The sequence below is a fragment of the Vibrio sp. ZF57 genome (assembly GCF_001691235.1).
Lineage (GTDB): Bacteria > Pseudomonadota > Gammaproteobacteria > Enterobacterales > Vibrionaceae > Vibrio > Vibrio crassostreae_C.
The window spans coordinates 89,964-109,973 of sequence record NZ_MAKD01000097.1; the positions used below are offsets into that span (position 1 = coordinate 89,964).

The 20,010-nt window shown below is 45.9% G+C and carries 18 protein-coding genes and 1 tRNA gene; 8 read left to right on the forward strand and 11 right to left on the reverse strand.

All coding sequences use genetic code 11. From position 1 onward, the window contains the following. Nucleotides 1-64: 64 nt before the first annotated feature. Nucleotides 65-1,897 carry a glutamine--fructose-6-phosphate transaminase (isomerizing) gene (glmS, locus tag A6D97_RS14710; RefSeq protein WP_017061405.1) on the forward strand — a complete coding sequence of 611 codons (1,833 nt, stop codon included), beginning with the start codon at nt 65-67 and terminating at the stop codon, nt 1,895-1,897. A gap of 111 nt (nt 1,898-2,008) precedes the next feature. On the opposite strand, the gene A6D97_RS14715 is transcribed toward glmS, so the two are convergent. From A6D97_RS14715 to rpsU, 6 genes are all read right to left on the reverse strand, one after another. Beyond that, the gene (locus A6D97_RS14715) at nt 2,009-3,277 is read right to left on the reverse strand and encodes an O-acetylhomoserine aminocarboxypropyltransferase/cysteine synthase (protein WP_065584698.1); all 1,269 of its coding nucleotides are present in this window, start codon (nt 3,275-3,277) and stop codon (nt 2,009-2,011) included. 204 nt (nt 3,278-3,481) lie between these two features. After that, nucleotides 3,482-3,557, reverse strand: a tRNA-Ile gene (locus A6D97_RS14720). A gap of 163 nt (nt 3,558-3,720) precedes the next feature. Beyond that, nucleotides 3,721-5,565 (reverse strand): RNA polymerase sigma factor RpoD, encoded by a 1,845-nt coding sequence (gene rpoD, locus A6D97_RS14725; protein ID WP_017062924.1) that lies wholly within the window; start codon nt 5,563-5,565, stop codon nt 3,721-3,723. A gap of 99 nt (nt 5,566-5,664) precedes the next feature. Beyond that, nucleotides 5,665-7,416, reverse strand: a complete 1,752-nt coding sequence (gene dnaG / locus A6D97_RS14730) for a DNA primase (protein WP_017062923.1) — start codon at nt 7,414-7,416, stop codon at nt 5,665-5,667. 119 nt (nt 7,417-7,535) lie between these two features. After that, on the reverse strand, nt 7,536-7,979 hold the full coding sequence (locus A6D97_RS14735) for a GatB/YqeY domain-containing protein (RefSeq protein ID WP_017061409.1): 444 nt from the start codon (nt 7,977-7,979) through the stop codon (nt 7,536-7,538). A 25-nt stretch (nt 7,980-8,004) separates the two neighbouring features. Next, nucleotides 8,005-8,220 carry a 30S ribosomal protein S21 gene (rpsU, locus tag A6D97_RS14740; RefSeq protein ID WP_004396009.1) on the reverse strand — a complete coding sequence of 72 codons (216 nt, stop codon included), beginning with the start codon at nt 8,218-8,220 and terminating at the stop codon, nt 8,005-8,007. 258 nt (nt 8,221-8,478) lie between these two features. Here rpsU and tsaD point away from each other — a divergent pair, with 258 nt between their 5' ends. Next, nucleotides 8,479-9,495: a tRNA (adenosine(37)-N6)-threonylcarbamoyltransferase complex transferase subunit TsaD gene (tsaD, locus tag A6D97_RS14745; protein ID WP_017061410.1), complete on the forward strand. Its 1,017-nt coding sequence runs from the start codon at nt 8,479-8,481 to the stop codon at nt 9,493-9,495. Nucleotides 9,496-9,601: 106 nt separating this feature from the next. Next, nucleotides 9,602-10,417 (forward strand): alpha/beta hydrolase, encoded by an 816-nt coding sequence (locus A6D97_RS14750; RefSeq protein WP_017062922.1) that lies wholly within the window; start codon nt 9,602-9,604, stop codon nt 10,415-10,417. A gap of 43 nt (nt 10,418-10,460) precedes the next feature. On the opposite strand, the gene plsY is transcribed toward A6D97_RS14750, so the two are convergent. Then, the gene (gene plsY / locus A6D97_RS14755; RefSeq protein WP_009847793.1) at nt 10,461-11,057 is read right to left on the reverse strand and encodes a glycerol-3-phosphate 1-O-acyltransferase PlsY; all 597 of its coding nucleotides are present in this window, start codon (nt 11,055-11,057) and stop codon (nt 10,461-10,463) included. A gap of 138 nt (nt 11,058-11,195) precedes the next feature. Between plsY and folB the strand changes: the two genes are divergently transcribed. Genes folB through A6D97_RS14770 form a run of 3 tightly spaced genes read left to right on the forward strand, consistent with a single transcriptional unit; the run spans nt 11,196 to nt 12,853 of the window. Next, the gene (folB, locus tag A6D97_RS14760; protein WP_017061412.1) at nt 11,196-11,555 is read left to right on the forward strand and encodes a dihydroneopterin aldolase; all 360 of its coding nucleotides are present in this window, start codon (nt 11,196-11,198) and stop codon (nt 11,553-11,555) included. Continuing rightward, nucleotides 11,552-12,034, forward strand: a complete 483-nt coding sequence (gene folK / locus A6D97_RS14765) for a 2-amino-4-hydroxy-6-hydroxymethyldihydropteridine diphosphokinase (RefSeq protein ID WP_017061413.1) — start codon at nt 11,552-11,554, stop codon at nt 12,032-12,034. The genes folB and folK overlap by 4 nt, the downstream gene beginning before the upstream one ends. Nucleotides 12,035-12,049: 15 nt before the next feature. Further along, complete coding sequence (locus tag A6D97_RS14770) at nt 12,050-12,853, forward strand: undecaprenyl-diphosphate phosphatase (RefSeq protein ID WP_065584699.1); 804 nt, start codon at nt 12,050-12,052, stop codon at nt 12,851-12,853. Between the two features lie 92 nt (nt 12,854-12,945). Here the strand turns inward: A6D97_RS14770 and A6D97_RS14775 are convergent, their stop codons facing one another. Next, entirely contained in the window at nt 12,946-14,262 is a 1,317-nt protein-coding gene (locus tag A6D97_RS14775) for a multifunctional CCA addition/repair protein (protein ID WP_065584700.1), read from the reverse strand. A 36-nt stretch (nt 14,263-14,298) separates the two neighbouring features. Between A6D97_RS14775 and A6D97_RS14780 the strand changes: the two genes are divergently transcribed. Beyond that, nucleotides 14,299-15,969 (forward strand): ExeA family protein, encoded by a 1,671-nt coding sequence (locus A6D97_RS14780; protein ID WP_206208216.1) that lies wholly within the window; start codon nt 14,299-14,301, stop codon nt 15,967-15,969. After that, entirely contained in the window at nt 15,969-16,961 is a 993-nt protein-coding gene (locus A6D97_RS14785) for a general secretion pathway protein GspB (protein WP_017062918.1), read from the forward strand. The genes A6D97_RS14780 and A6D97_RS14785 overlap by 1 nt, the downstream gene beginning before the upstream one ends. Nucleotides 16,962-17,066: 105 nt before the next feature. Here A6D97_RS14785 and A6D97_RS14790 read toward each other — a convergent pair whose 3' ends face one another. From A6D97_RS14790 to A6D97_RS14800, 3 genes are all read right to left on the reverse strand, one after another. Then, nucleotides 17,067-17,678, reverse strand: a complete 612-nt coding sequence (locus A6D97_RS14790) for a TIGR04211 family SH3 domain-containing protein (protein ID WP_017062917.1) — start codon at nt 17,676-17,678, stop codon at nt 17,067-17,069. A 205-nt stretch (nt 17,679-17,883) separates the two neighbouring features. Next, nucleotides 17,884-19,146 (reverse strand): inorganic phosphate transporter, encoded by a 1,263-nt coding sequence (locus tag A6D97_RS14795; protein WP_017062916.1) that lies wholly within the window; start codon nt 19,144-19,146, stop codon nt 17,884-17,886. A gap of 128 nt (nt 19,147-19,274) precedes the next feature. Then, on the reverse strand, nt 19,275-19,955 hold the full coding sequence (locus A6D97_RS14800; protein WP_010434644.1) for a TIGR00153 family protein: 681 nt from the start codon (nt 19,953-19,955) through the stop codon (nt 19,275-19,277). Nucleotides 19,956-20,010: the final 55 nt, after the last annotated feature.

Sequence of the window (20,010 nt, forward strand, 5' to 3'; positions counted from 1 at the left end):
TTAATGAAGATTTGGCCTTTGCTTGCTGCCAATAGGAATAAAACAAAATTGATGGAGTGAAACTATGTGTGGAATTGTTGGTGCAGTAGCACAGCGTGATGTAGCTGAAATTTTAGTAGAAGGCCTTCGTCGTCTAGAATACCGTGGCTACGATTCAGCTGGTGTCGCTGTAGTCGATACTGAATCTAACCTAACTCGTGTACGCCGCCTAGGTAAAGTACAAGAGCTAGCTGACGCAGTAGAAGAGCAACAAGTGATTGGTGGTACAGGTATCGCTCATACACGTTGGGCGACACACGGTGAGCCGTCTGAAGCGAACGCACACCCACACATGTCTGGTGATATTGCCGTTGTACACAATGGCATTATCGAAAACCACGAAGCACTGCGCGCTATGCTGCAAGAGCGTGGTTACGTATTTACTTCACAAACGGATACAGAAGTTATTGCTCACTTAGTTGAGTGGGAACTTCGCACTTCAGCTTCTTTGGTTGAAGCGCTACAGAAAACAGCAAAACAATTAGACGGTGCGTACGGCACGGTTGCGGTTGATCGTAAAGATCCTAGCCGTATCGTTGTAGCTCGTTCTGGTAGCCCGATCGTTATCGGTTTTGGTGTCGGCGAGAACTTCCTTGCTTCTGATCAACTGGCGCTACTGAGCGTAACTCGTCGCTTCATGTACCTAGAAGAAGGTGATGTTGCTGAGGTAACTCGTCGTGATGTTACGGTATTTGATGTAGCGGGTGAGCGTGTTGAGCGTGAAATCGTTGAGTCAAACGCTGAACACGACGCTGGTGACAAAGGTCAATACCGCCACTTCATGCAGAAAGAGATCTTCGAGCAGCCAACAGCGCTGATCAATACAATGGAAGGCCGTATCTCTGACACTTCGGTTATCACTAACGCGATCGGCGTTAAAGCTGAAGAGATCCTAAGCAAGGTTGAACACGTGCAGATCATCGCATGTGGTACGTCTTACAACTCAGGCATGGCAGCGCGTTACTGGTTTGAATCTCTAGCTGGCGTAAGCTGTGACGTAGAGATTGCTTCTGAATTCCGTTACCGTGATTTCGTTGTTCGTCCGAACAGCCTATTGGTGACTCTGTCTCAATCTGGTGAAACGGCGGATACGCTTGCTGCACTTCGTCTTGCAAAAGAGAAGGGTTATATGTCTGCAATGACTATCTGTAACGTTGCGGGTTCTTCACTGGTTCGTGAATCTGATTTTGCCTTCATGACTCGTGCAGGAACAGAGATCGGTGTTGCTTCTACTAAAGCTTTCACAACTCAACTAGCAGCGATGCTGATGATGGTAACGTCAATTGGTCGTCTACAAGGTCGTATCAATGAAGAAAAAGAAGCGGAAATCGTTCAAGCACTTCACCAACTGCCTGCTGATATCGAGAAAGCATTAGCGTTCGATAAAGAAATTGAAGCACTGGCACCTGATTTTGCTGATAAGCATCACACACTGTTCTTGGGTCGTGGTGAGTTCTACCCAATCGCGATGGAAGCGTCTCTTAAACTGAAAGAGATCTCTTACATCCACGCAGAAGCATACGCAGCTGGTGAGCTTAAGCACGGTCCTTTGGCTCTTATCGATGCAGATATGCCTGTAGTCGTTATTGCACCAAGCAACGACTTGCTAGAGAAGCTGAAATCGAACGTTGAAGAAGTGCGTGCTCGTGGCGGTCTACTTTACGTATTCGCTGATGAAGATGCGGGCTTTGAAAGCGATGAGAACATGAAGATCATCAAGATGCCTCACGTAAGTGAAGTAACAGCGCCTATCTACTACACAGTACCGATGCAGCTGCTGTCTTACCATGTCGCACTAATAAAAGGTACCGACGTTGACCAACCTCGTAACCTAGCGAAAGCGGTAACAGTTGAGTAATCGTTAGCCTATCTAAGAACATTAGATAATAAGAAGCCCATCCTGTGATGGGCTTTTTTGTGCCTGTTAGCTAACGATCAGCGTTAGATCTAGCTTTAACGGCGTTAAGCGTTAAGCATTAAGTGCTTGCTCTAGGTCAGCCAAGATATCGTCAATGTGCTCGATACCTACTGAGAGACGAATCATCTCTGGTGACACACCTGCTTGCTTTTGTTCCGCTTCGCTTAATTGACGGTGTGTTGTAGAAGCAGGGTGACAAGCGAGAGATTTTGCATCACCAATGTTCACCAAGCGCTTGAAGATTTGCAGCGCATCATAGAAACGAACACCGGCTTCATAACCATCTTTCAAGCCAAAAGATAAAATGGCAGACGGCTTACCTTGCATGTACTTCTCAGCCAATGGGTAGAACTCAGAGGTTGGTAACCCCGCGTAGCTTACCCAACTCACGTTCTCATGTTGCTTAAGGTATTCTGCTACTTTCAGTGCATTCTCGGTGTGTCGCTCCATGCGTAGCGACAACGTTTCTAGACCCTGCATCAACATGAAGGCATTCATGGGTGACAGTGCTGCGCCTGTATTACGCAATGGAACGGTTCGAGCGCGGCCAATAAAGGCAGCCTCACCAAAGGCCTCGGTATAAACCACGCCATGATAAGAAGGCTCTGGCTGATTAAACACAGGGAAGCGGTCCTTGTGCTGTGCCCATGGGAATTTACCTGAGTCGACAATCACGCCACCTAACGTTGTACCGTGACCACCCACGTATTTAGTTAGTGAGTGCACCACGATGTCAGCACCAAAATCGATAGGTTTACACAGTACAGGCGTCGCCACCGTGTTATCAACAATCACAGGTACACCTTGTGCGTGAGCAAGTTCAGCAACACGCTCTAAGTCGATAATATTACCTGCTGGGTTACCGATACTTTCGCAGTAAACCGCCTTGGTTTTTTCGTCAATCAGTGCCGCTAAGCTTTCTGGTTTATCGTCTTTAGCAAAACGAACTTCGATCCCTTGGTTTGGCAGCATATGAGCAAATAGGGTGTAAGTACCACCGTAAAGCTGAGGTGTTGAAACAATGTTGTCACCGATTTGCGCCAACGTCTGAATCGCATAGTTGATCGCAGCACTGCCCGCACTTACCACTAAGCCTGCGATACCTCCTTCTAAGGCGGCCATGCGTTTTTCTAACACATCATTGGTTGGGTTCATTATGCGAGTGTAGATATTGCCTGGCACCGCAAGGTTGAAGAGGTCGGCGCCGTGTTGTGCGTCATCGAATTCGTACGCGACGGTTTGGTAAATAGGTGTGGCAACCGATTTGGTTGTTGGATCAGTGTCGTAACCGAAGTGAATCGAGAGTGTTTCGTCTTTCATGAGTCTTCCCTGAACTATTGAGCGATTTATGTACTCTCATATTGCCGATTTTTTTATAAAAGAAAAGTATGTTTAGTCACAGAGAGGCAATTGGAATTGTGTGCGGGACGATTCGTTTTTGGTTCGGAAGTGCAGGGTGTGATTGGTACTGAATCAGAAAAGCAAAAAGCCAGAGCAGCGTGAACTGTTCTGGCTTTTCTAATTTGGTGGCCCCTCCCAGATTTGAACTGGGGACCGAACGATTATGAGTCGTGCGCTCTAACCACTGAGCTAAGGGGCCGTAGGGCATAGATTATAGGGGAAGCGTTCAATGGTGTCTAGACACTATAAGGGGCAATTCCGCTTACATCTTAGCCACTTAAATCACACAGATAAAAAAAAGGTGAGCCAACGCTCACCTTTTCTTATTTATGCTTAAAAGCTAACCACACTTGAGTGTGCGATTACTCGTCTAGGAAGCTACGCAGAGTTTCTGAGCGGCTTGGGTGACGAAGTTTACGCAGTGCTTTTGCTTCGATCTGACGGATACGTTCACGAGTTACGTCGAACTGTTTACCAACCTCTTCAAGAGTGTGGTCAGTGTTCATGTCGATACCGAAACGCATACGCAGTACTTTAGCTTCACGAGGTGTTAGGCCTGCAAGAACGTCTTTAGTTGCACCGCGTAGGCTGGTTGCCGTTGCAGAGTCTAGAGGTAGTTCTAGCGTTGTATCCTCGATGAAATCACCTAGGTGCGAATCTTCGTCGTCACCGATTGGTGTCTCCATTGAGATTGGCTCTTTAGCGATTTTCAGTACTTTACGGATCTTGTCTTCAGGCATTTGCATGCGTTCAGCCAGTTCTTCCGGAAGTGGTTCACGACCCATCTCTTGTAGCATTTGACGAGAGATACGGTTTAGTTTGTTGATCGTTTCGATCATGTGAACCGGAATACGGATAGTACGAGCTTGGTCGGCAATCGAACGAGTGATTGCTTGACGGATCCACCAAGTAGCGTAAGTAGAGAACTTGTAACCACGACGGTATTCAAACTTATCTACCGCTTTCATCAGACCGATGTTACCTTCTTGGATTAGATCCAGGAATTGTAGACCACGGTTTGTGTACTTCTTAGCAATCGAGATTACTAGACGTAAGTTCGCTTCAACCATCTCTTTCTTCGCACGACGAGCTTTCGCTTCACCGATAGACATGCGACGGCTGATATCTTTGATGCTTTGAACAGTAAGAGACGTTTCATGTTCGATCATATCCAGCTTTTGGATAGAGCGACGGATGTCGTGCTCGTTACGTTTAATCTTTTCTGCGTATGGCTTGTCTGAAGCAAGAACTTCATCCAACCATGCTTCGCTAGATTCGTTGCCAGTAAATAGAGCAATGAAAGATTTCTTCGGCATTTTGCCGTACTCAACCGTTTGACGCATGATTAGGCGTTCTTGAGTACGTACACGATCCATAGAGTTACGCAGTTCGTTTACTAGGAAATCAAACTGTTTTGGTGTTAGACGGAACTCTTTGAATACGTCTTGCATCATTGTCGTTGCAAGCATTGCTTTCGGGCTTTCATGGCCGTACTCGTTGATCGCTAGTTGACGATTCTGGTAGCTAGTACGAAGTGCTGTGAACTTCTCAAGAGCAAGCTCAGGATCGATACCTGTATCTTCTTCTTCCTCTTCCTCGTCGTCTTCTGCGTCTTCTTTGTCTTCGTCTTCCAGATCAGTTTCAGCAAGTTCTGAACCGATGTGAGTCGCCGTTGGCGCAGCTGTGCCATCGTCGTCTGGGTCAACAAAGCCATTGATTAGGTCTGTTAAGCGAATCTCTTCTGCTTGTACGCGGTCAAACTGTTCCAAGATGTATGGAATAGTGCCTGGGTACTCAGCAACCGATAGTTGAACTGTATTGATACCATCTTCAATACGCTTCGCAATGTCGATTTCGCCTTCACGAGTCAGTAGTTCAACTGTACCCATTTCACGCATGTACATACGAACTGGGTCAGTAGTACGGCCAATCTCGCTTTCTACGCTTGAAAGCGCAGCAGCTGCAGCTTCGGCTGCATCTTCATCTATATTGGCATCGTCATCATTAAGTGCTAGATCATCAGCATCAGGTGCAGTTTCAACTACCTTGATACCCATGTCGTTAATCATTTGAATGATGTCTTCTACCTGTTCAGAATCCACGATTTCTGCAGGTAGGTGGTCGTTTACTTCGGCGTAGGTCAGATAGCCTTGTTCCTTGCCTTTAATAACAAGTAATTTAAGCTGTGACTGCGGATTTTGATCCATAGATGATATCCAACTTCAGGTCTGGTGAAGGACGTTGCATTCTCAAATGCAAACCAATTATGTTAACAAATTTATTAAATGCTGACTAATCAAACAGGGTTACGCTTTTAGATCTAGCATTAAAGCTAGTAGCTCCCTTTTTTCTTCGGCTGATAAACCGACGCTTCTTGCTTTGGCCTGCAGGTTTTCAATTTGTTTTTCAACGCACTGGGCAAGTATATTGTCCAATGAGTCTAAAAATATGTCTTCTTGATTGTCTTCGTCGAGGGGGATTTCCCAGCTCGCGAGACGAGACAGAAGAGCCTCATGTTTATTGTGTCGCCAATGCTCTAATAATTGGCCTGTGTTGATATGGGGATGCGCATGGCATTTATCAAGTACTTCGACGAATAAACTTAGTCCAGGCAGCTGTAAGCCTTTGACACTTGATAAATCCGGTACCATATCAGCATAGCTCGGATTTTGGATAAGCAAAGCGATAACTTCACGCATTGGAGTGCGCTTCAGCTCTTTATGCGGTTGAGGTGTCGGGTTCTGTGTATGAACACGCGCTCGCCTCAATTGGTTATCAAATCCAGTGCGCTCATCGAGCAATTTTTCGAGCAACTCTTGGAAGTAACTGTCAGGGATTTTGTTAATCAATGCGCTAGCGTGTGCGCGCAGTGCCGATTTCCCTTCGGTTGTTCCCAAGTTTAACTTGTGTATTTCAATCAGGTTATCGAACAAATAGGTCGAAAGCGGTGTCGCATTTTGAACAAGCTGTTCGAAAGCGGCTTTGCCGTGTTCTCTTATATAGCTGTCTGGGTCTTCACCGTCGGGCAAGAATAGAAACTTGAGTGTGTTACCGGTTTTCAGGTACTCAAGGGCATTTTCTAGTGCGCGCCACGCGGCTTCTTTACCTGCTCGGTCACCATCGTAACAACAAACCACTGTGCTGGTTTGGCGGAACAGCATTTGAACGTGGTCACCGGTTGTCGATGTGCCCAGTGATGCTACTGAGTAATCAACACCATATTGCGCTAATGCCACGACATCCATGTAACCTTCAACCACAAGTATTTGCGGCGGTTCACGGTAGGCTTGCAGCACTTCATAAAGGCCGTAAAGCTCTTTACCTTTATGGAAGATAGGCGTTTCTGGTGAGTTGAGATATTTTGGAGTACCGTCTTCTAATACACGACCACCAAAACCAATCACACGGCCACGACGATCGCGAATCGGGAACATTACGCGTCCACGGAATCGGTCGTATCGGTTACCTTTATCGTTCTCAATTAACATGCCGCCAGTTACGAGCATGTCTTGGGCTTCTTTCTGTTGGCCAAAGTTCTTACGAACTAAGTCCCACTCATCGGCCACATAACCAATGCCAAACTTCTGGACGATCTCGCCCGAAAGGCCACGATTCTTTAGGTAATCAATCGCAGGTTTGTTGGCTGATATTTTCAGTTGAGAGCGGTAAAAATTACTGATGCCGCCCATCAAATCGTAGAGGTTACGTTTTTGTTCGCTGTTGGCTCTTGGTGCTGTTGATATCTCGCCGCTACGTTGCTCTCTAGGAACATCGAGGCCTAAGAAAGAGGCAAGCTCTTCAATCGCTTCAACAAAATCGAGACGTTCGAACTCCATAATGAAGTCGATAGCATTACCGTGTACGCCACAACCAAAGCAGTGATAAAACTGTTTTTCTTGGCTTACGCTAAAAGAAGGGGTCTTTTCGTTGTGGAATGGGCAACAAGCACCATAGTTTTTGCCTTTTTTCTTAAGTTTCACGCGTGCGTCCACTATGTCGACAATGTCGAGACGCGCTAGGAGATCATCAATGAAACTACGCGGGATGTGTCCTGCCATAAAACCTTAGAAAAATGCACTAACTGAGAGTGTGGATAATAATAGTTTGAATAGGTTACAGATACAAACAAGCCGTGCGTTCCGAAGGATTGCACGGCTTGTTGCAATTTGATTTGGGATTAAGCGAGTTTAGAACGAACTAAACCACTAACTTTACCCATATCTGCACGCCCTTGAATTTGTGGTTTCAAGATAGCCATTACTTTACCCATGTCTTGCATGCCCGCTGGTTGAGCTTCGGCGATTGCGCTATCAAGTAGTGCAATAACTTCTTCATCACTTAGCGGTTGAGGCATAAAGCCTTCAAGTACCGTAATTTCTGCTTTTTCCACGTCAGCAAGATCTTGACGATTTGCTGATTCATATTGAGCAACAGAATCGCGACGTTGCTTAACCATTTTAACTAATACAGCAAGAATGTCGTCGTCGTTCAGAGTGATCCGTTCGTCAACTTCACGTTGCTTAATTGCTGAAAGAGCTAAGCGGATAGTGCCAAGGCGCGGTTTGTCCTTGGCTTTCATCGCTAATTTTTGCTCTTCTTTGAGTTGTTCAATAAGAGCCATAACTCAGTCCTTATGGATTAAGTTATTAGTACAGGCGAACGCGACGTGCGTTTTCGCGAGCTAGCTTCTTAGCGTGACGCTTTTGAGCTGCTGCTTTAGCGCGTTTGCGAACTGTAGTTGGCTTTTCGTAGTGCTCGCGACGGCGAACTTCAGAAAGGATACCTGCTTTTTCACAAGAGCGCTTGAAACGACGTAGTGCAACGTCGAACGGTTCGTTTTCACGTACTTTAACTATTGGCATATGCCTTTCACCTCAGGGGTTATTCATTATCGCTGGCTACTCAGTACCAAATCAGAGAAGTTACCCATCGAGCTAACTCTCTATTCGCGTTTGGCCATTAACCAGCTTGATCAAAAATGGTGCGGAATTTTAATCCGATCACAGTGGCTTTGTAAAGCACTTTGTCGATTATAGTCTGTACAATATTTGTTTGAAGAGCTTAGGCAGGGTAATATTGCGCTAATTTCCCATTTTAGACGAAAGCGTGCCGAGAAAATTATGCGCATTATTGGTATTGAAACCTCTTGTGATGAAACAGGAATCGCGATTTATGATGATGAGCAAGGGCTGCTTTCTCATCAATTATATAGCCAAGTAAAGCTGCACGCCGATTACGGTGGTGTGGTACCTGAGCTAGCTTCACGTGACCACGTGAAAAAAACAATTCCTCTTATTAAAGCGGCATTAGCTGAAGCGAACCTAACGTCGAAAGACATTGATGGTGTGGCTTACACGGCTGGCCCTGGTTTAGTGGGCGCTCTACTGGTTGGTGCAACGATTGGTCGCAGTATTGCTTATGCGTGGGGGGTGCCTGCTGTGCCTGTTCACCATATGGAAGGTCACCTTCTTGCGCCAATGTTAGAAGACAATCCACCTCCATTCCCATTTGTGGCTCTGCTGGTTTCTGGCGGCCATACCATGATGGTAGAAGTGAAAGGTATTGGTGAATACCGAATCCTTGGTGAATCGATTGATGATGCAGCGGGTGAAGCGTTTGATAAAACCGCGAAACTGATGGGCTTAGATTACCCTGGTGGCCCATTGCTATCTCGCTTGGCAGAAAAAGGCACTCCGGGTCGTTTTAAGTTCCCGCGTCCAATGACCGATCGTCCGGGTTTAGATATGAGCTTTTCTGGTCTGAAGACGTTCGCAGCGAATACCATTCGTGATAACGATAATGATGACCAGACTCGTGCTGATATTGCTTACGCGTTTCAAGAAGCCGTTTGTGCAACCTTAGTAATCAAGTGTAAGCGTGCCTTGGTTGAAACGGGCATGAAACGTATAGTTATTGCTGGCGGTGTAAGTGCCAACAAACAACTGCGCGTTGAGCTTGAGGCGCTTGCTAAGAAAGTCGGTGGTGAGGTGTACTACCCACGCACTGAGTTCTGTACAGATAATGGTGCGATGATCGCTTATGCGGGCATGCAGCGCCTGAAGAATGGCGAAACGGCTGATTTGTCTGTTCATGCCACACCGCGTTGGCCTATTGACCAGCTAGAGCCAATTGCGTAATTGACTATAGTGTTTCGATAAACGGTCGCCTTGTGCGGCCGTTTTTATATCCTAGCTTACCGACCGTATGTCGATAAATAATTGCTGATAGAGATTAGGGAAGAAAATGAACAAGTTCACAGTAGACAATCAATCGATGGCGTACCTAGATGAAGGTCAAGGCCCTGTTGTTGTACTCGGCCACAGCTACCTTTGGGATAGTGCAATGTGGAAGCCGCAGATCGAAGCGTTAAAAACTCAGTATCGCTGTATTGTTCCAGAGCTTTGGTCTCACGGTGAGTCTCAAGCTGCACCCGCTTCGATGCGTAACTTGAAAGATTACGCTCAGCACGTTTTGGCTCTGCTTGATCATTTAGAGATCGAAGAATTCTCAGTGGTTGGCTTATCGGTTGGCGGTATGTGGGGAACAGAGTTAGCGGAACTTGCACCTGCACGTATTAAGTCTTTGGTTCTAATGGATACTTTTGTGGGTTTAGAACCAGAGGTTGCTCACGCTAAGTACTTCAGCATGTTAGATACCATCACTCAAACCAAGACGGTTCCTCAGCCAATTGTTGAAGCGGTTGTTCCACTGTTCTTCGCTAATGATGCTCAAACCAACACGCCAACTTTAGTGGAAGGGTTTACTCAGCAGTTATCTGCTCTTGAGGGTGACAACGCTGAAGAAGTGGCACGAATTGGTCGAATGGTGTTTGGACGTCGTGACATGATTGAATCGGTAGAGAACTTTGCTCTGCCTGTTTTGATTGCTGTAGGACAAGAAGATAAACCACGTCCGGTACTTGAGTCATACCTAATGCACGATTGCATTACGGGCAGTGAATTAGTGGTGATTCCTGGCGCAGGTCATATTAGCTCGTTAGAGCAACCAGAGTTTGTGAACACAATGCTGAAGACGTTTTTAGATAAACATCTGCTATAAGCTTTAAATACTGAATATTATGGTTCGGCTTAGACGTGACAGTTTAAGCCGATTTTTTTTGTCCGAGTTTTGGTTCGCTGCCATCGAGTAGGCGGCGGATATTCTGGTGGTGACGTAACACGATCAAACAGCACAGCATGGCTACTGGCAATGTGTATTGAGGTTTGACTAACCAAGCGTAGAAAGGGGCAAGTAGCACAGTAACCAGTGCCGCTAAAGAAGAGTAACGAAACAAAAACGCGACCACTAACCAAGTCGCCATGATCATTCCGGTTAGATCGAATCCTATTGGGGCGATAGCGCCAAGTGCGGTTGCCACGCCTTTACCACCTTTGAAGTGGAAGAAGATCGGATACATATGGCCAAGACACGCCGCAATTGCCACAACCCCAAGAATGATTGGGTCGATCTTGAGGTAGTAGCCAAGCCAGACAGGGATAGTGCCTTTCAGCATGTCACACAAAAGGACGGCAGCTGCTGCGCCTTTACCGCCAACACGCAGGACATTGGTTGCTCCTGGGTTGTTAGAACCTACTGTTCGAGGATCTGGGAGCCTCAAAACTCGGCATATCAAGACCGCACTAGAGATTGAACCTAGTAAGTAGGCAGCAATGATCATGATAAGTGCCAATGGGGTCATGTCTGTCCTTTAACGGTTATACGCCTAACGATGGGAAAATAATGCTCAATCCAAGAGTAATTGATATCATATCTCGAATTACGCAAATAATACGTTTTTTTCCCCAATTTGGGTATCCGACCTCTAAAAGGACAAGTCATGGCACTGGATAAAGTTTTCATTGAGCAGCTAGAAGTAATTACAACGATCGGTGTTTACGATTGGGAGCAAGAGATCAAACAGAAACTGGTGCTTGATATTGAAATGGCTCATGACAACCGCCCAGCAGGCAAGAGTGATGATGTGGTTGATGCTTTGGATTATTCGAAAGTGAGCACTGCAGTACTTGAGCACATTGCAAATGGCCGTTTTCTACTCGTAGAACGTGTTGCTGAAGAAGTCGCAGAGCTTATTATGACTCAGTTCTCTGTGCCGTGGATTAAAATCCGATTGGCTAAACCTGGCGCAGTGCCACAAGCAAAAGCCGTTGGTGTGATCATCGAACGAGGTCAAGCATGACAGTAGCCTATGTTGGTGTTGGCACGAACATAGACCGCGACAAGCATGCAAGGGTGGCATGGACAGAGCTTCAATCGTTAGGGACTAACCTTAAATGCTCTAAAATCTATCACTGTGAGCCCGTCGGTTTTAATAGCCATCCGTTTTATAACTTTGTGATAGAGCTCGACACGTCACTCTCATTGACTGAATTTTCACAGCAGCTGCGTAAAATTGAGTTTAAATGGGGTCGCTCTCAAGATGCGCACAAACTACAAGATCGAAAACTCGATCTTGATATTGTGCTGTTTGGAGAGGAGGTTTCTGAGCGTGAGCCAGAATTACCACGCAGTGATATCTACAAATATCCTTTTGTAACACAACCGCTTTATGATCTTTGTCCTGCGCGAGTGATCCCGCAAGACGGAAGAACCGTCAGTGAAATATGGCAGAAGATGCAGCAATTAGACTCGCTCTCTGTCGTAGATATAAAACTATAATTTTTAAGGTAAGTAATGAGTTATTTTGAAGCGTTTATATTGGCGTTGGTGCAAGGCTTTACAGAGTTTTTACCTATTTCCAGTTCTGCACACCTAATCCTTCCTTCTGCTGTTTTAGGCTGGGAAGATCAAGGTTTGGCCTTTGATGTCGCTGTCCACGTTGGTACTTTGGCAGCTGTTGTTATCTATTTCCGTAAAGAAGTGGTCTCTCTGTTGAGCGCATTCTTTGGTTCAGTGTTTAAAGGCGATCGCAGTAAAGAAGCGAAGTTAGCGTGGATGATCATTCTCGCGACGATTCCTGCGTGTATCTTTGGCTTGTTGATGAAAGATATTGTTGAGCTTTACTTACGCAGTGCGTGGGTGATCGCGACGACAACGGTTATCTTTGGTCTATTGCTATGGTGGGTGGACAAGAACTCAAGCCTGCGCGATGACGAATACCAAGCGGGTTGGAAAAAGGCGCTGTTTATTGGTCTTGCTCAAGCAATGGCGATCATTCCGGGCACGTCTCGTTCTGGCGCAACCATTACCGCGGCGCTTTACCTTGGTTTCACACGTGAAGCAGCGGCTCGATTCTCTTTCTTGATGTCTATCCCAATCATCACTCTGGCTGGTGGTTATTTAGGTCTTAAGTTGGTGACAAGCGGTGACCCAATCCATGTTGGCACTTTGCTAACGGGTGTTGCGGTGTCTTTCATCAGTGCTTACATCTGTATTCACTTCTTCTTGAAGCTTATCTCTCGTATGGGCATGACACCGTTCGTTATCTACCGACTGATTCTAGGTTGTGGTCTGTTTGCTTTCTTAATGATGCAGTAACAGACACAGGCAACGGTCTCGCTGTAAGAATTGAAACAAAAGGCCCGCTTAACTGCGGGCTTTTTAATACGTTTTAGTTAGTGCGGTGACGATTAACTGCTAGCAAGTTCTGATAGAGCGTTTTCAATTGCGATGGCTCTGCGTTTCTCTTGTTCTTCTCGAATATCTTTACCTTTAAAGCCATCGGCAATAATCGCCTTAACTTCGACTTGAAGCGCCGCTTGGTAGGCGACTTCAAAGCGCGCTTTTTGAGGATAAGGCTGATCTTCTAATCCTTTTCGGCCTGCGTGGTCGGCCTGGCAGCAAAGTAGTATATCGTCGAGCCTATCTGGCTTACGCCAAACATCGAACTTGTTGATAACCTTGAGAAAGGTGGTTGGTTTGAGCTCGCCTGCGCGGTGGATATTAGAATGTTGCTCGCACACTAACAACGCAAGGTCTCTGAACTCATTGGGCACTCTCACTCGCTCACACAGTTTCTTGATTATCTTAACACCTGTGTGGCAGTGCATTTTATGGCTTGGCCATTCAGCTTGTGGTGTGACGCCTTTACCTAAGTCATGCACTTGAGCTGCAAAGCGTACCGGTAGCGATGGGCTTAATAGTGCGGCTTGCTGAGCAACCATCAGAGTGTGAATACCCGTGTCGATTTCAGGGTGCCATTTTTCAGGTTGAGGGACGCCAAATAGAGCGTCAATCTCAGGTAATACGACTGCCAATGCACCACACTCTTTCAATACAGAGAGGAACACTTCAGGGTGCGGTGTACTAAGAGACTTATGCCACTCTTGCCAAACTCGCTCTGCAGTAAGGTGTGCCAGCTCACCAGATTGGACGATCTCACTCATCATATCCATGGTTTCAGGTGCAACCGTGAAGTTAAGATGGTGAAGCTTGGCGGCGAAGCGAGCCACACGCAGTACACGAAGAGGGTCTTCAACAAAAGCGTCTGAAACGTGTCTTAAGATACGATCCGAGAGATCTTTCTGGCCATGATAAGGATCGTGAAGTTGGCCTTTATCATCTTGAGCTATAGAGTTGATGGTCAGATCTCGACGCATCAGGTCTTCTTCCAAACTCACGTCTGGCGCGAAGTAACATTCGAAGCCTGTGTAACCAGAGCCTGATTTTCTCTCAGTGCGAGCCAGTGCGTGCTCTTCTTTGGTTTTTGGGTGCAAGAATACCGGGAAATCTTTTCCCACAGCAGTAAAGCCAAGGTTTTCCATCTCTTGAGGGGTACTCCCTACCACGACCCAATCTCTATCATAACTATCAATATTGAGCAGCTTATCGCGCACTGCTCCACCGACTAGATAGCGTTGTAGCCCGTTGTCTTTTGGTAGGCTATCGTAAATTTGCAACTTATCACCTCGAAATGTTTTATCACTGCTGGACTTTACTGCAAGCAATGGTACTTTCCATTAATCGTAATTATAGGGCAGCACATGTATAAGGAATATTTTGGCTTCGTTGAGATGCCATTTTCGATTGTACCAAATTCTCGCTACTTGTTTTTGAGTCAGCGCCATCAAGAAGCGATGCAGAACCTACAAGCCGGTTTAGGCGAGGGTGGGGGCTTTGCGATGCTTACTGGTGAGGTTGGTACAGGGAAAACAACGGTCGCTAAGGCGATGTTGTCTTCATTGGATAGTCATACTCAGGCTGGCCTTATACTTAACCCTACGTTTTCAAATACGGATTTACTAGAAGCTATCTGCGATGAGTTTGAGGTCGAGTACCCAGAACAAGCATCGTTGAAACAGCTCAGTCAGGCTATTCATTATTTTCTACTTGATAGCCATGCCGAAGGCATTCAAACCCTATTGGTGATCGATGAAGCCCAACACCTCGCTGCCGATGTGTTGGAGCAGTTACGCCTTCTAACAAACTTGGAAACCGACAATCGTAAGCTGTTAAAAGTACTGTTGGTCGGCCAGCCGGAATTACAACAGCACTTACAAACCACGCAGCTACGTCAGCTAGCACAGCGCATTACTGGTCGTTATCACTTACTGCCTCTTAATACCGAAGAAACGGGCAAGTACATCGCGTTTCGTTTGGAGACGGCGGGTGGCGAGCAGATGTTGTTTTCGAACCGTTCTATCAAGCTGATTGCTCAATATACGCATGGTATTCCAAGGCTCATTAACTTGGTGTGTGATAAAGCACTGCAGTTGGCTTTTCATGACGGTGAGCAGCTACCGAGCAATGAAACGGTTAACCGAGCGTGTCAGCAGGTTATGTCCTTTCAGGCCGATGTGTATCACGTCGAGAAAGCTCTAACTTCTCGTGTCGCGCCTAAGTTATTCCAAGACGCAGGGATTGCGACGTTAAGCGTTGGTCTTGCAATAGCGACCTTTAACTTCGCTCCAAGCTATATCAATGCTTGGTTGCCTACGGATGCATCAAATGGAGCAAAGACGGAAGTGTTAGCACGTACTCAGCGTTCTTTGGTATCAGATGTTCCTAAGTTGGTTGCTGAGCCAAAACCTGCCAAGTTTGAATTGCCACAACACATTCAACAACATTTGATGCAGGGGACCAATCGTTCTCTCGCTATCAAAGACTTGTATACGCTGTGGGGATATCAATCTTCACTGCGTGATGGATTGTGCTTAAGTGAGCCACAAAGTGTTTTTGTGTGTGAGCAGCAGCAGGCCAGTTTGGATACCTTGTTAGAACTTGGTGTTCCTGTGGTACTTAATCTCGACATAGACCAAAAACCAGTGTTTGCTGTGCTGTATGGCGTGTCTAAGGATTCTGTCGAGTTGCTGGTTAATGAAAAGCTGTTGGTGATGCCGAAGCAATCCTTAGAGCAAATCTGGCAAGGCGATTACGTCGCTATTTGGAAGCAGCCGCTGCGAGAGACCCTTAAAGAGGGCTATCAAGGTGAAGCGGTTGCTTTGCTTGATCTACTGCTTTCTGAAGTATTAGGAGAGGTTGTTTCCGGTAGTGATGTATTTGATTATGAGTTAAAAATGAAAATCGAAGCATTTCAAACGTGGCAAGGTATGTCTGTTGATGGCATTGCAGGTAAGCGCACCTTAGCAAGATTGCAGAGATTAGCTCAACTCGATTCGCCTAAGCTGATGTCACTAGAAGGGGGCGAAAGCTAATGTCACGTATTATGCACGAACTTAAACAGCCGTCTCACAAGCCATCTTCTATTAATCAGCACTCTCTTAGCAAACCAAGCTTCAAAGGCTACCAGAATCATCATGTTCCTAATTCTGCAAAAGGGATGAGCAACAAGCGAGGTTCATCGTTAGCGATGGGGCTACTCTTAATCTTGGTTCCTTCTTTGTTGGTGGGTGGCGTCTTGGCTTATCAATCGTATATCCAACAACAAGAAGCCGTGAACCAAGCTGCCAATGTCGCTCTGCCAGAATTTAAAACTGAATCAGACATTGAGCCTGAAATTGCGGATGCTGATATAGCAAGCATGGATGCCGTGTCTGAGGAAGAAGATGCCTTGTTCACCGTTCGCCCTGCACCGGCGAGCCAACCGTTGAAAGCATTGCCACGCCAAGAGATGTATGCACAGATTGATTCTGGCGCTAATCGTGCAAACACCGCTGGTGGCTCAGCAGTGATCTTCGCTAATGCTGATAACAACACTCAAATGACAGCCAGTTCTGAATCGTCATCCGTTCAGCCAGGCGCGAGTGATGAAACGACTGCTCTGCAATCAAGCACTGATCAGCAATCAAATAGTGACTTACAATCGGACAGTGATCTGCTGCAAGGGCTAGACCTCAGTGAGTTGCCACCTGATTTGGCATTGAAGCTTGAATCCATTATGGGGGAGCAACAAAGCACTCCTGAGCCGATGGACTCTAGACCCGCAGGGCAAAGAGGCTCTCAGGTTATTGAGTTGGAAACGCACACCAATAGCTTATCAGGAGTCCTTCCTAAGTTAGACCTACAAACTCATATGTACTCGAGCAGCGAGACCAAACGTTGGGTAAAAGTGAACGGCCAAGAAGTGGCGCAAGGAGATTGGATTGGACAAGACATTCAATTACTAGAGATTAAGCCACAATCAGTGATCATAGAGTTCAATCAGCAGAAGATAGAAATCCCGGCTCTGTACGAGTGGAAAGGTTAGCGATTTCTATACGTATTTAGATAACAGACAAATAAAAAGGAGCACCTCGGTGCTCCTTTTTGATATTCGATACTGAATTTACTGTACCTGATACAAGCGTTAAGTCTACGCCCAACCGTTTGGTGATTTTCTGCGACGAGGCATGATGTGTGGCAGAACAAGGCCTAGAAGTAGACCAATACCCGCAACACCACCACCGTACATGAAGTACTTCAATAGTAGGTCGTCTTTTTGAGTGTCTAGCTTAGCGCGCAGTTCACGGTTCTCTGTTTGAGAACTCGTTAGCTGTTGGCTAATTTCACTGTAGTTCTGTTCTAGTTCAGCAATCTGCTTGTTACGAGAATCTAGAGAGCTTGCTAGGCCAGCTTTTTCGCTGTCAGCACTCTGACGAGCATTCGCTAGCTTGCCTTTAACTTCCGTCAGCTCTTTCTCTAGCTTAGGCATACGCAGTGCCATGCTTTCTTGAGTGCTTACAAACTTGCTTTCAACCCAACCTTTACGGCCACGGTTGTCTTGAATTTGGGTGTAACCCGTACTCTTGTTAGTTTGTAGGAATGTAATCTTTTCACCAGCATCAACACTACCGATGATACGGAATGTGTTGTTTGGGCCAGAATGCATATAAGTAAATAGTTTGTCAGCAATATAACGGTCTTGTGCAAAGGCAGCTGGAGCCGCAAGCATTGCGAACAAAACTAAGCTAATCAGTTTTTTCACAGTAAATCCCTTAACGATTCAAATTGGGTAGGCGTATGAGTCAGCCTCAATCAGCAAATAATATTTAGTTTCTTTATGCGGTGCAACAAAGAAGGGAGGCAAAGCCTCCCTTTCTGTGCGTTTGAGTCAATAATGACATGGCATTTACATATCGTTACTGAAGCTCACACTGTTCTGACGCTAGTATTCACTAACGCAGTCGCGATTACATAGTAAACGCAGCTTGAATTCCGTAGAAGAACACAACAGCAAGTAGAGCACCTGCAGGTAGTGTCACAATCCAAGAAGCCACGATATTACGTACAACGCCTAAGTTTAGTGCTGCGATACCACGAGCAAAACCAACACCTAAAACAGCACCAACGAGTGTTTGTGTAGTAGAGATTGGAAGGCCAGTACCTGAAGCTAGTACAACCGTACATGCAGTTGCAAGTTGTGCAGCAAAGCCACGGCTTGGTGTTAGTTCTGTAATACCAGTACCAACGGTTGCCATTACTTTATGACCCATTGTTGCAAGACCAACAACGATACCGAATCCACCTAGAGGAAGAATCCACCATGCGATAGTACTCTTACCTGTGATTTCACCCATGTGCTCAACGGTTGATACAACAGCAGACAGTGGACCAATCGCGTTCGCAACGTCGTTTGAACCGTGTGCAAATGCCATCGCACAAGCTGTGATAACCATGAGTACAGAGAAGATGCCTTCAACACCTGCAAAGCCGTGGTCTTCTTCGCGGTTAGCGAATTTCTTCTGGATGTATAGGTAACCGCCGATCATTACAAGCGCAGAAACGCCAGCAGCCCAAACCCATGCTTCAGTGTTGCTTAGGTGAAGACCAACGTGCTTAAGGCCTTTCTTGATGGTTACAAGTGCAATTACCATTGTTGTAATGAACATGTATACCGGTACAAAGCGTTTCGCGTTAAATAGCGGGTTCTCTGTATCAAAAATCAGTCGTTGAGCACTTACAAATATGACGTAAGCGAAGAAACCGGAAATAACCGGTGTGATAATCCAACTGCCCACAATGCCTTGAACGCTGTTCCAGTCTACCGCTTCAGTACCTACAGACACACAAGCGAAGCCGATGATTGCACCGATGATTGAGTGAGTCGTAGAAACCGGCCAGCCCATGTAAGAAGCGAGAAGTAGCCATGTACCCGCAGCAAGAAGTGCTGACATCATGCCGTACACAAGTACATCTGGTTGATGAGCGAATAGAGACGTTTCGATAACACCTTTACGGATCGTGTCTGTTACTTCGCCGCCCGCAAGGTAAGCACCTGCGAATTCAAAGATCATTGCGATAATGATCGCTTGTTTAACGGTTAAAGCTTTAGAGCCTACAGAGGTGCCCATTGCGTTCGCAACGTCATTTGCACCAATACCAATAGCCATCAAGAAACCGAAAGCTGCTGCAACAATAATCAGGACAGTGCCGTAGTTAGCAAGGATATCCATCGTAATACCTAGTTGTTTGATAACAAGCGGAACAAATTTAGACGCAAAAAACCGCTCAGCGAGAGGAATACTCAGCGCATAAGTGGTTTGTTCAAAAAATGCTCTTCGTTATATGGTTAACGTATGATTTAAGATCGAGAAAGCATTACTTCAAGACGAGCGCCTACACGCTGTGCTTGATCTGCAATACCACCAACCCATTCAAGAATTTTGTATAAGAACATGATATCAACTGGATTCAGATCGCCTTCAATTGCCATTAGTTGTTGGCGTAGTTCGATCTGCATCGCATCCGTGTCATCTTCAATTACATCTAATTGATGAATCATTTCGGCAACGAGTGTTACTTCACGGCCTTTAAAGCCAGTCTCAAGTAATTCGTCTAATTCATTGATTACGTTTTGTGCTTGGTTCGCTGCATCTAGACAACGTTTAACGTAAGCGATGAAGTTTTCTTGCATAGGAGCAGGAATGACAAGTTGACGACCATATACACGGCCAGCAATGTCTTTCGCTAGGTTTGCGAGTTTGTCTTGTTGAGTTAATAGCTCCAACATATCGGTGCGATCAACTGGCATAAACAAACCACGAGGAAGTTTAAGGCGAATTTCACGTTTTAGTACGTCAGCTTCTTTCTCAAGGTGAGAAATTTGAGCTCGAATTTCTGATGCTTTTTCCCAGTCACCTTTTGAAGAAACTTCAAAGAAATTAACTAGGTGAGAACAACATTCGTTCACGCATACTACGTGACGCTGCAAAGGTTTAATTGGGGACTTTGCAAATAACCCCATAATTGTATTTACTGGCATGGTCATCCAACCTAATAAATAATAACCTTAAAACAACATACACCATATTCATGGT

What these genes read in the sequence shown, in the direction of transcription:
- glmS (WP_017061405.1), top strand. Translation starts at nt 65, where the DNA reads ATGTGTGGAATTGTTGGTGCAGTAGCACAGCGTGATGTAGCTGAAATT.
- A6D97_RS14715 (WP_065584698.1), bottom strand. Translation starts at nt 3,277, where the DNA reads ATGAAAGACGAAACACTCTCGATTCACTTCGGTTACGACACTGATCCA.
- rpoD (WP_017062924.1), bottom strand. Translation starts at nt 5,565, where the DNA reads ATGGATCAAAATCCGCAGTCACAGCTTAAATTACTTGTTATTAAAGGC.
- dnaG (WP_017062923.1), bottom strand. Translation starts at nt 7,416, where the DNA reads ATGGCAGGACACATCCCGCGTAGTTTCATTGATGATCTCCTAGCGCGT.
- A6D97_RS14735 (WP_017061409.1), bottom strand. Translation starts at nt 7,979, where the DNA reads ATGGCTCTTATTGAACAACTCAAAGAAGAGCAAAAATTAGCGATGAAA.
- rpsU (WP_004396009.1), bottom strand. Translation starts at nt 8,220, where the DNA reads ATGCCAATAGTTAAAGTACGTGAAAACGAACCGTTCGACGTTGCACTA.
- tsaD (WP_017061410.1), top strand. Translation starts at nt 8,479, where the DNA reads ATGCGCATTATTGGTATTGAAACCTCTTGTGATGAAACAGGAATCGCG.
- A6D97_RS14750 (WP_017062922.1), top strand. Translation starts at nt 9,602, where the DNA reads ATGAACAAGTTCACAGTAGACAATCAATCGATGGCGTACCTAGATGAA.
- plsY (WP_009847793.1), bottom strand. Translation starts at nt 11,057, where the DNA reads ATGACCCCATTGGCACTTATCATGATCATTGCTGCCTACTTACTAGGT.
- folB (WP_017061412.1), top strand. Translation starts at nt 11,196, where the DNA reads ATGGCACTGGATAAAGTTTTCATTGAGCAGCTAGAAGTAATTACAACG.
- folK (WP_017061413.1), top strand. Translation starts at nt 11,552, where the DNA reads ATGACAGTAGCCTATGTTGGTGTTGGCACGAACATAGACCGCGACAAG.
- A6D97_RS14770 (WP_065584699.1), top strand. Translation starts at nt 12,050, where the DNA reads ATGAGTTATTTTGAAGCGTTTATATTGGCGTTGGTGCAAGGCTTTACA.
- A6D97_RS14780 (WP_206208216.1), top strand. Translation starts at nt 14,299, where the DNA reads ATGTATAAGGAATATTTTGGCTTCGTTGAGATGCCATTTTCGATTGTA.
- A6D97_RS14785 (WP_017062918.1), top strand. Translation starts at nt 15,969, where the DNA reads ATGTCACGTATTATGCACGAACTTAAACAGCCGTCTCACAAGCCATCT.
- A6D97_RS14795 (WP_017062916.1), bottom strand. Translation starts at nt 19,146, where the DNA reads ATGGATATCCTTGCTAACTACGGCACTGTCCTGATTATTGTTGCAGCA.
- A6D97_RS14800 (WP_010434644.1), bottom strand. Translation starts at nt 19,955, where the DNA reads ATGCCAGTAAATACAATTATGGGGTTATTTGCAAAGTCCCCAATTAAA.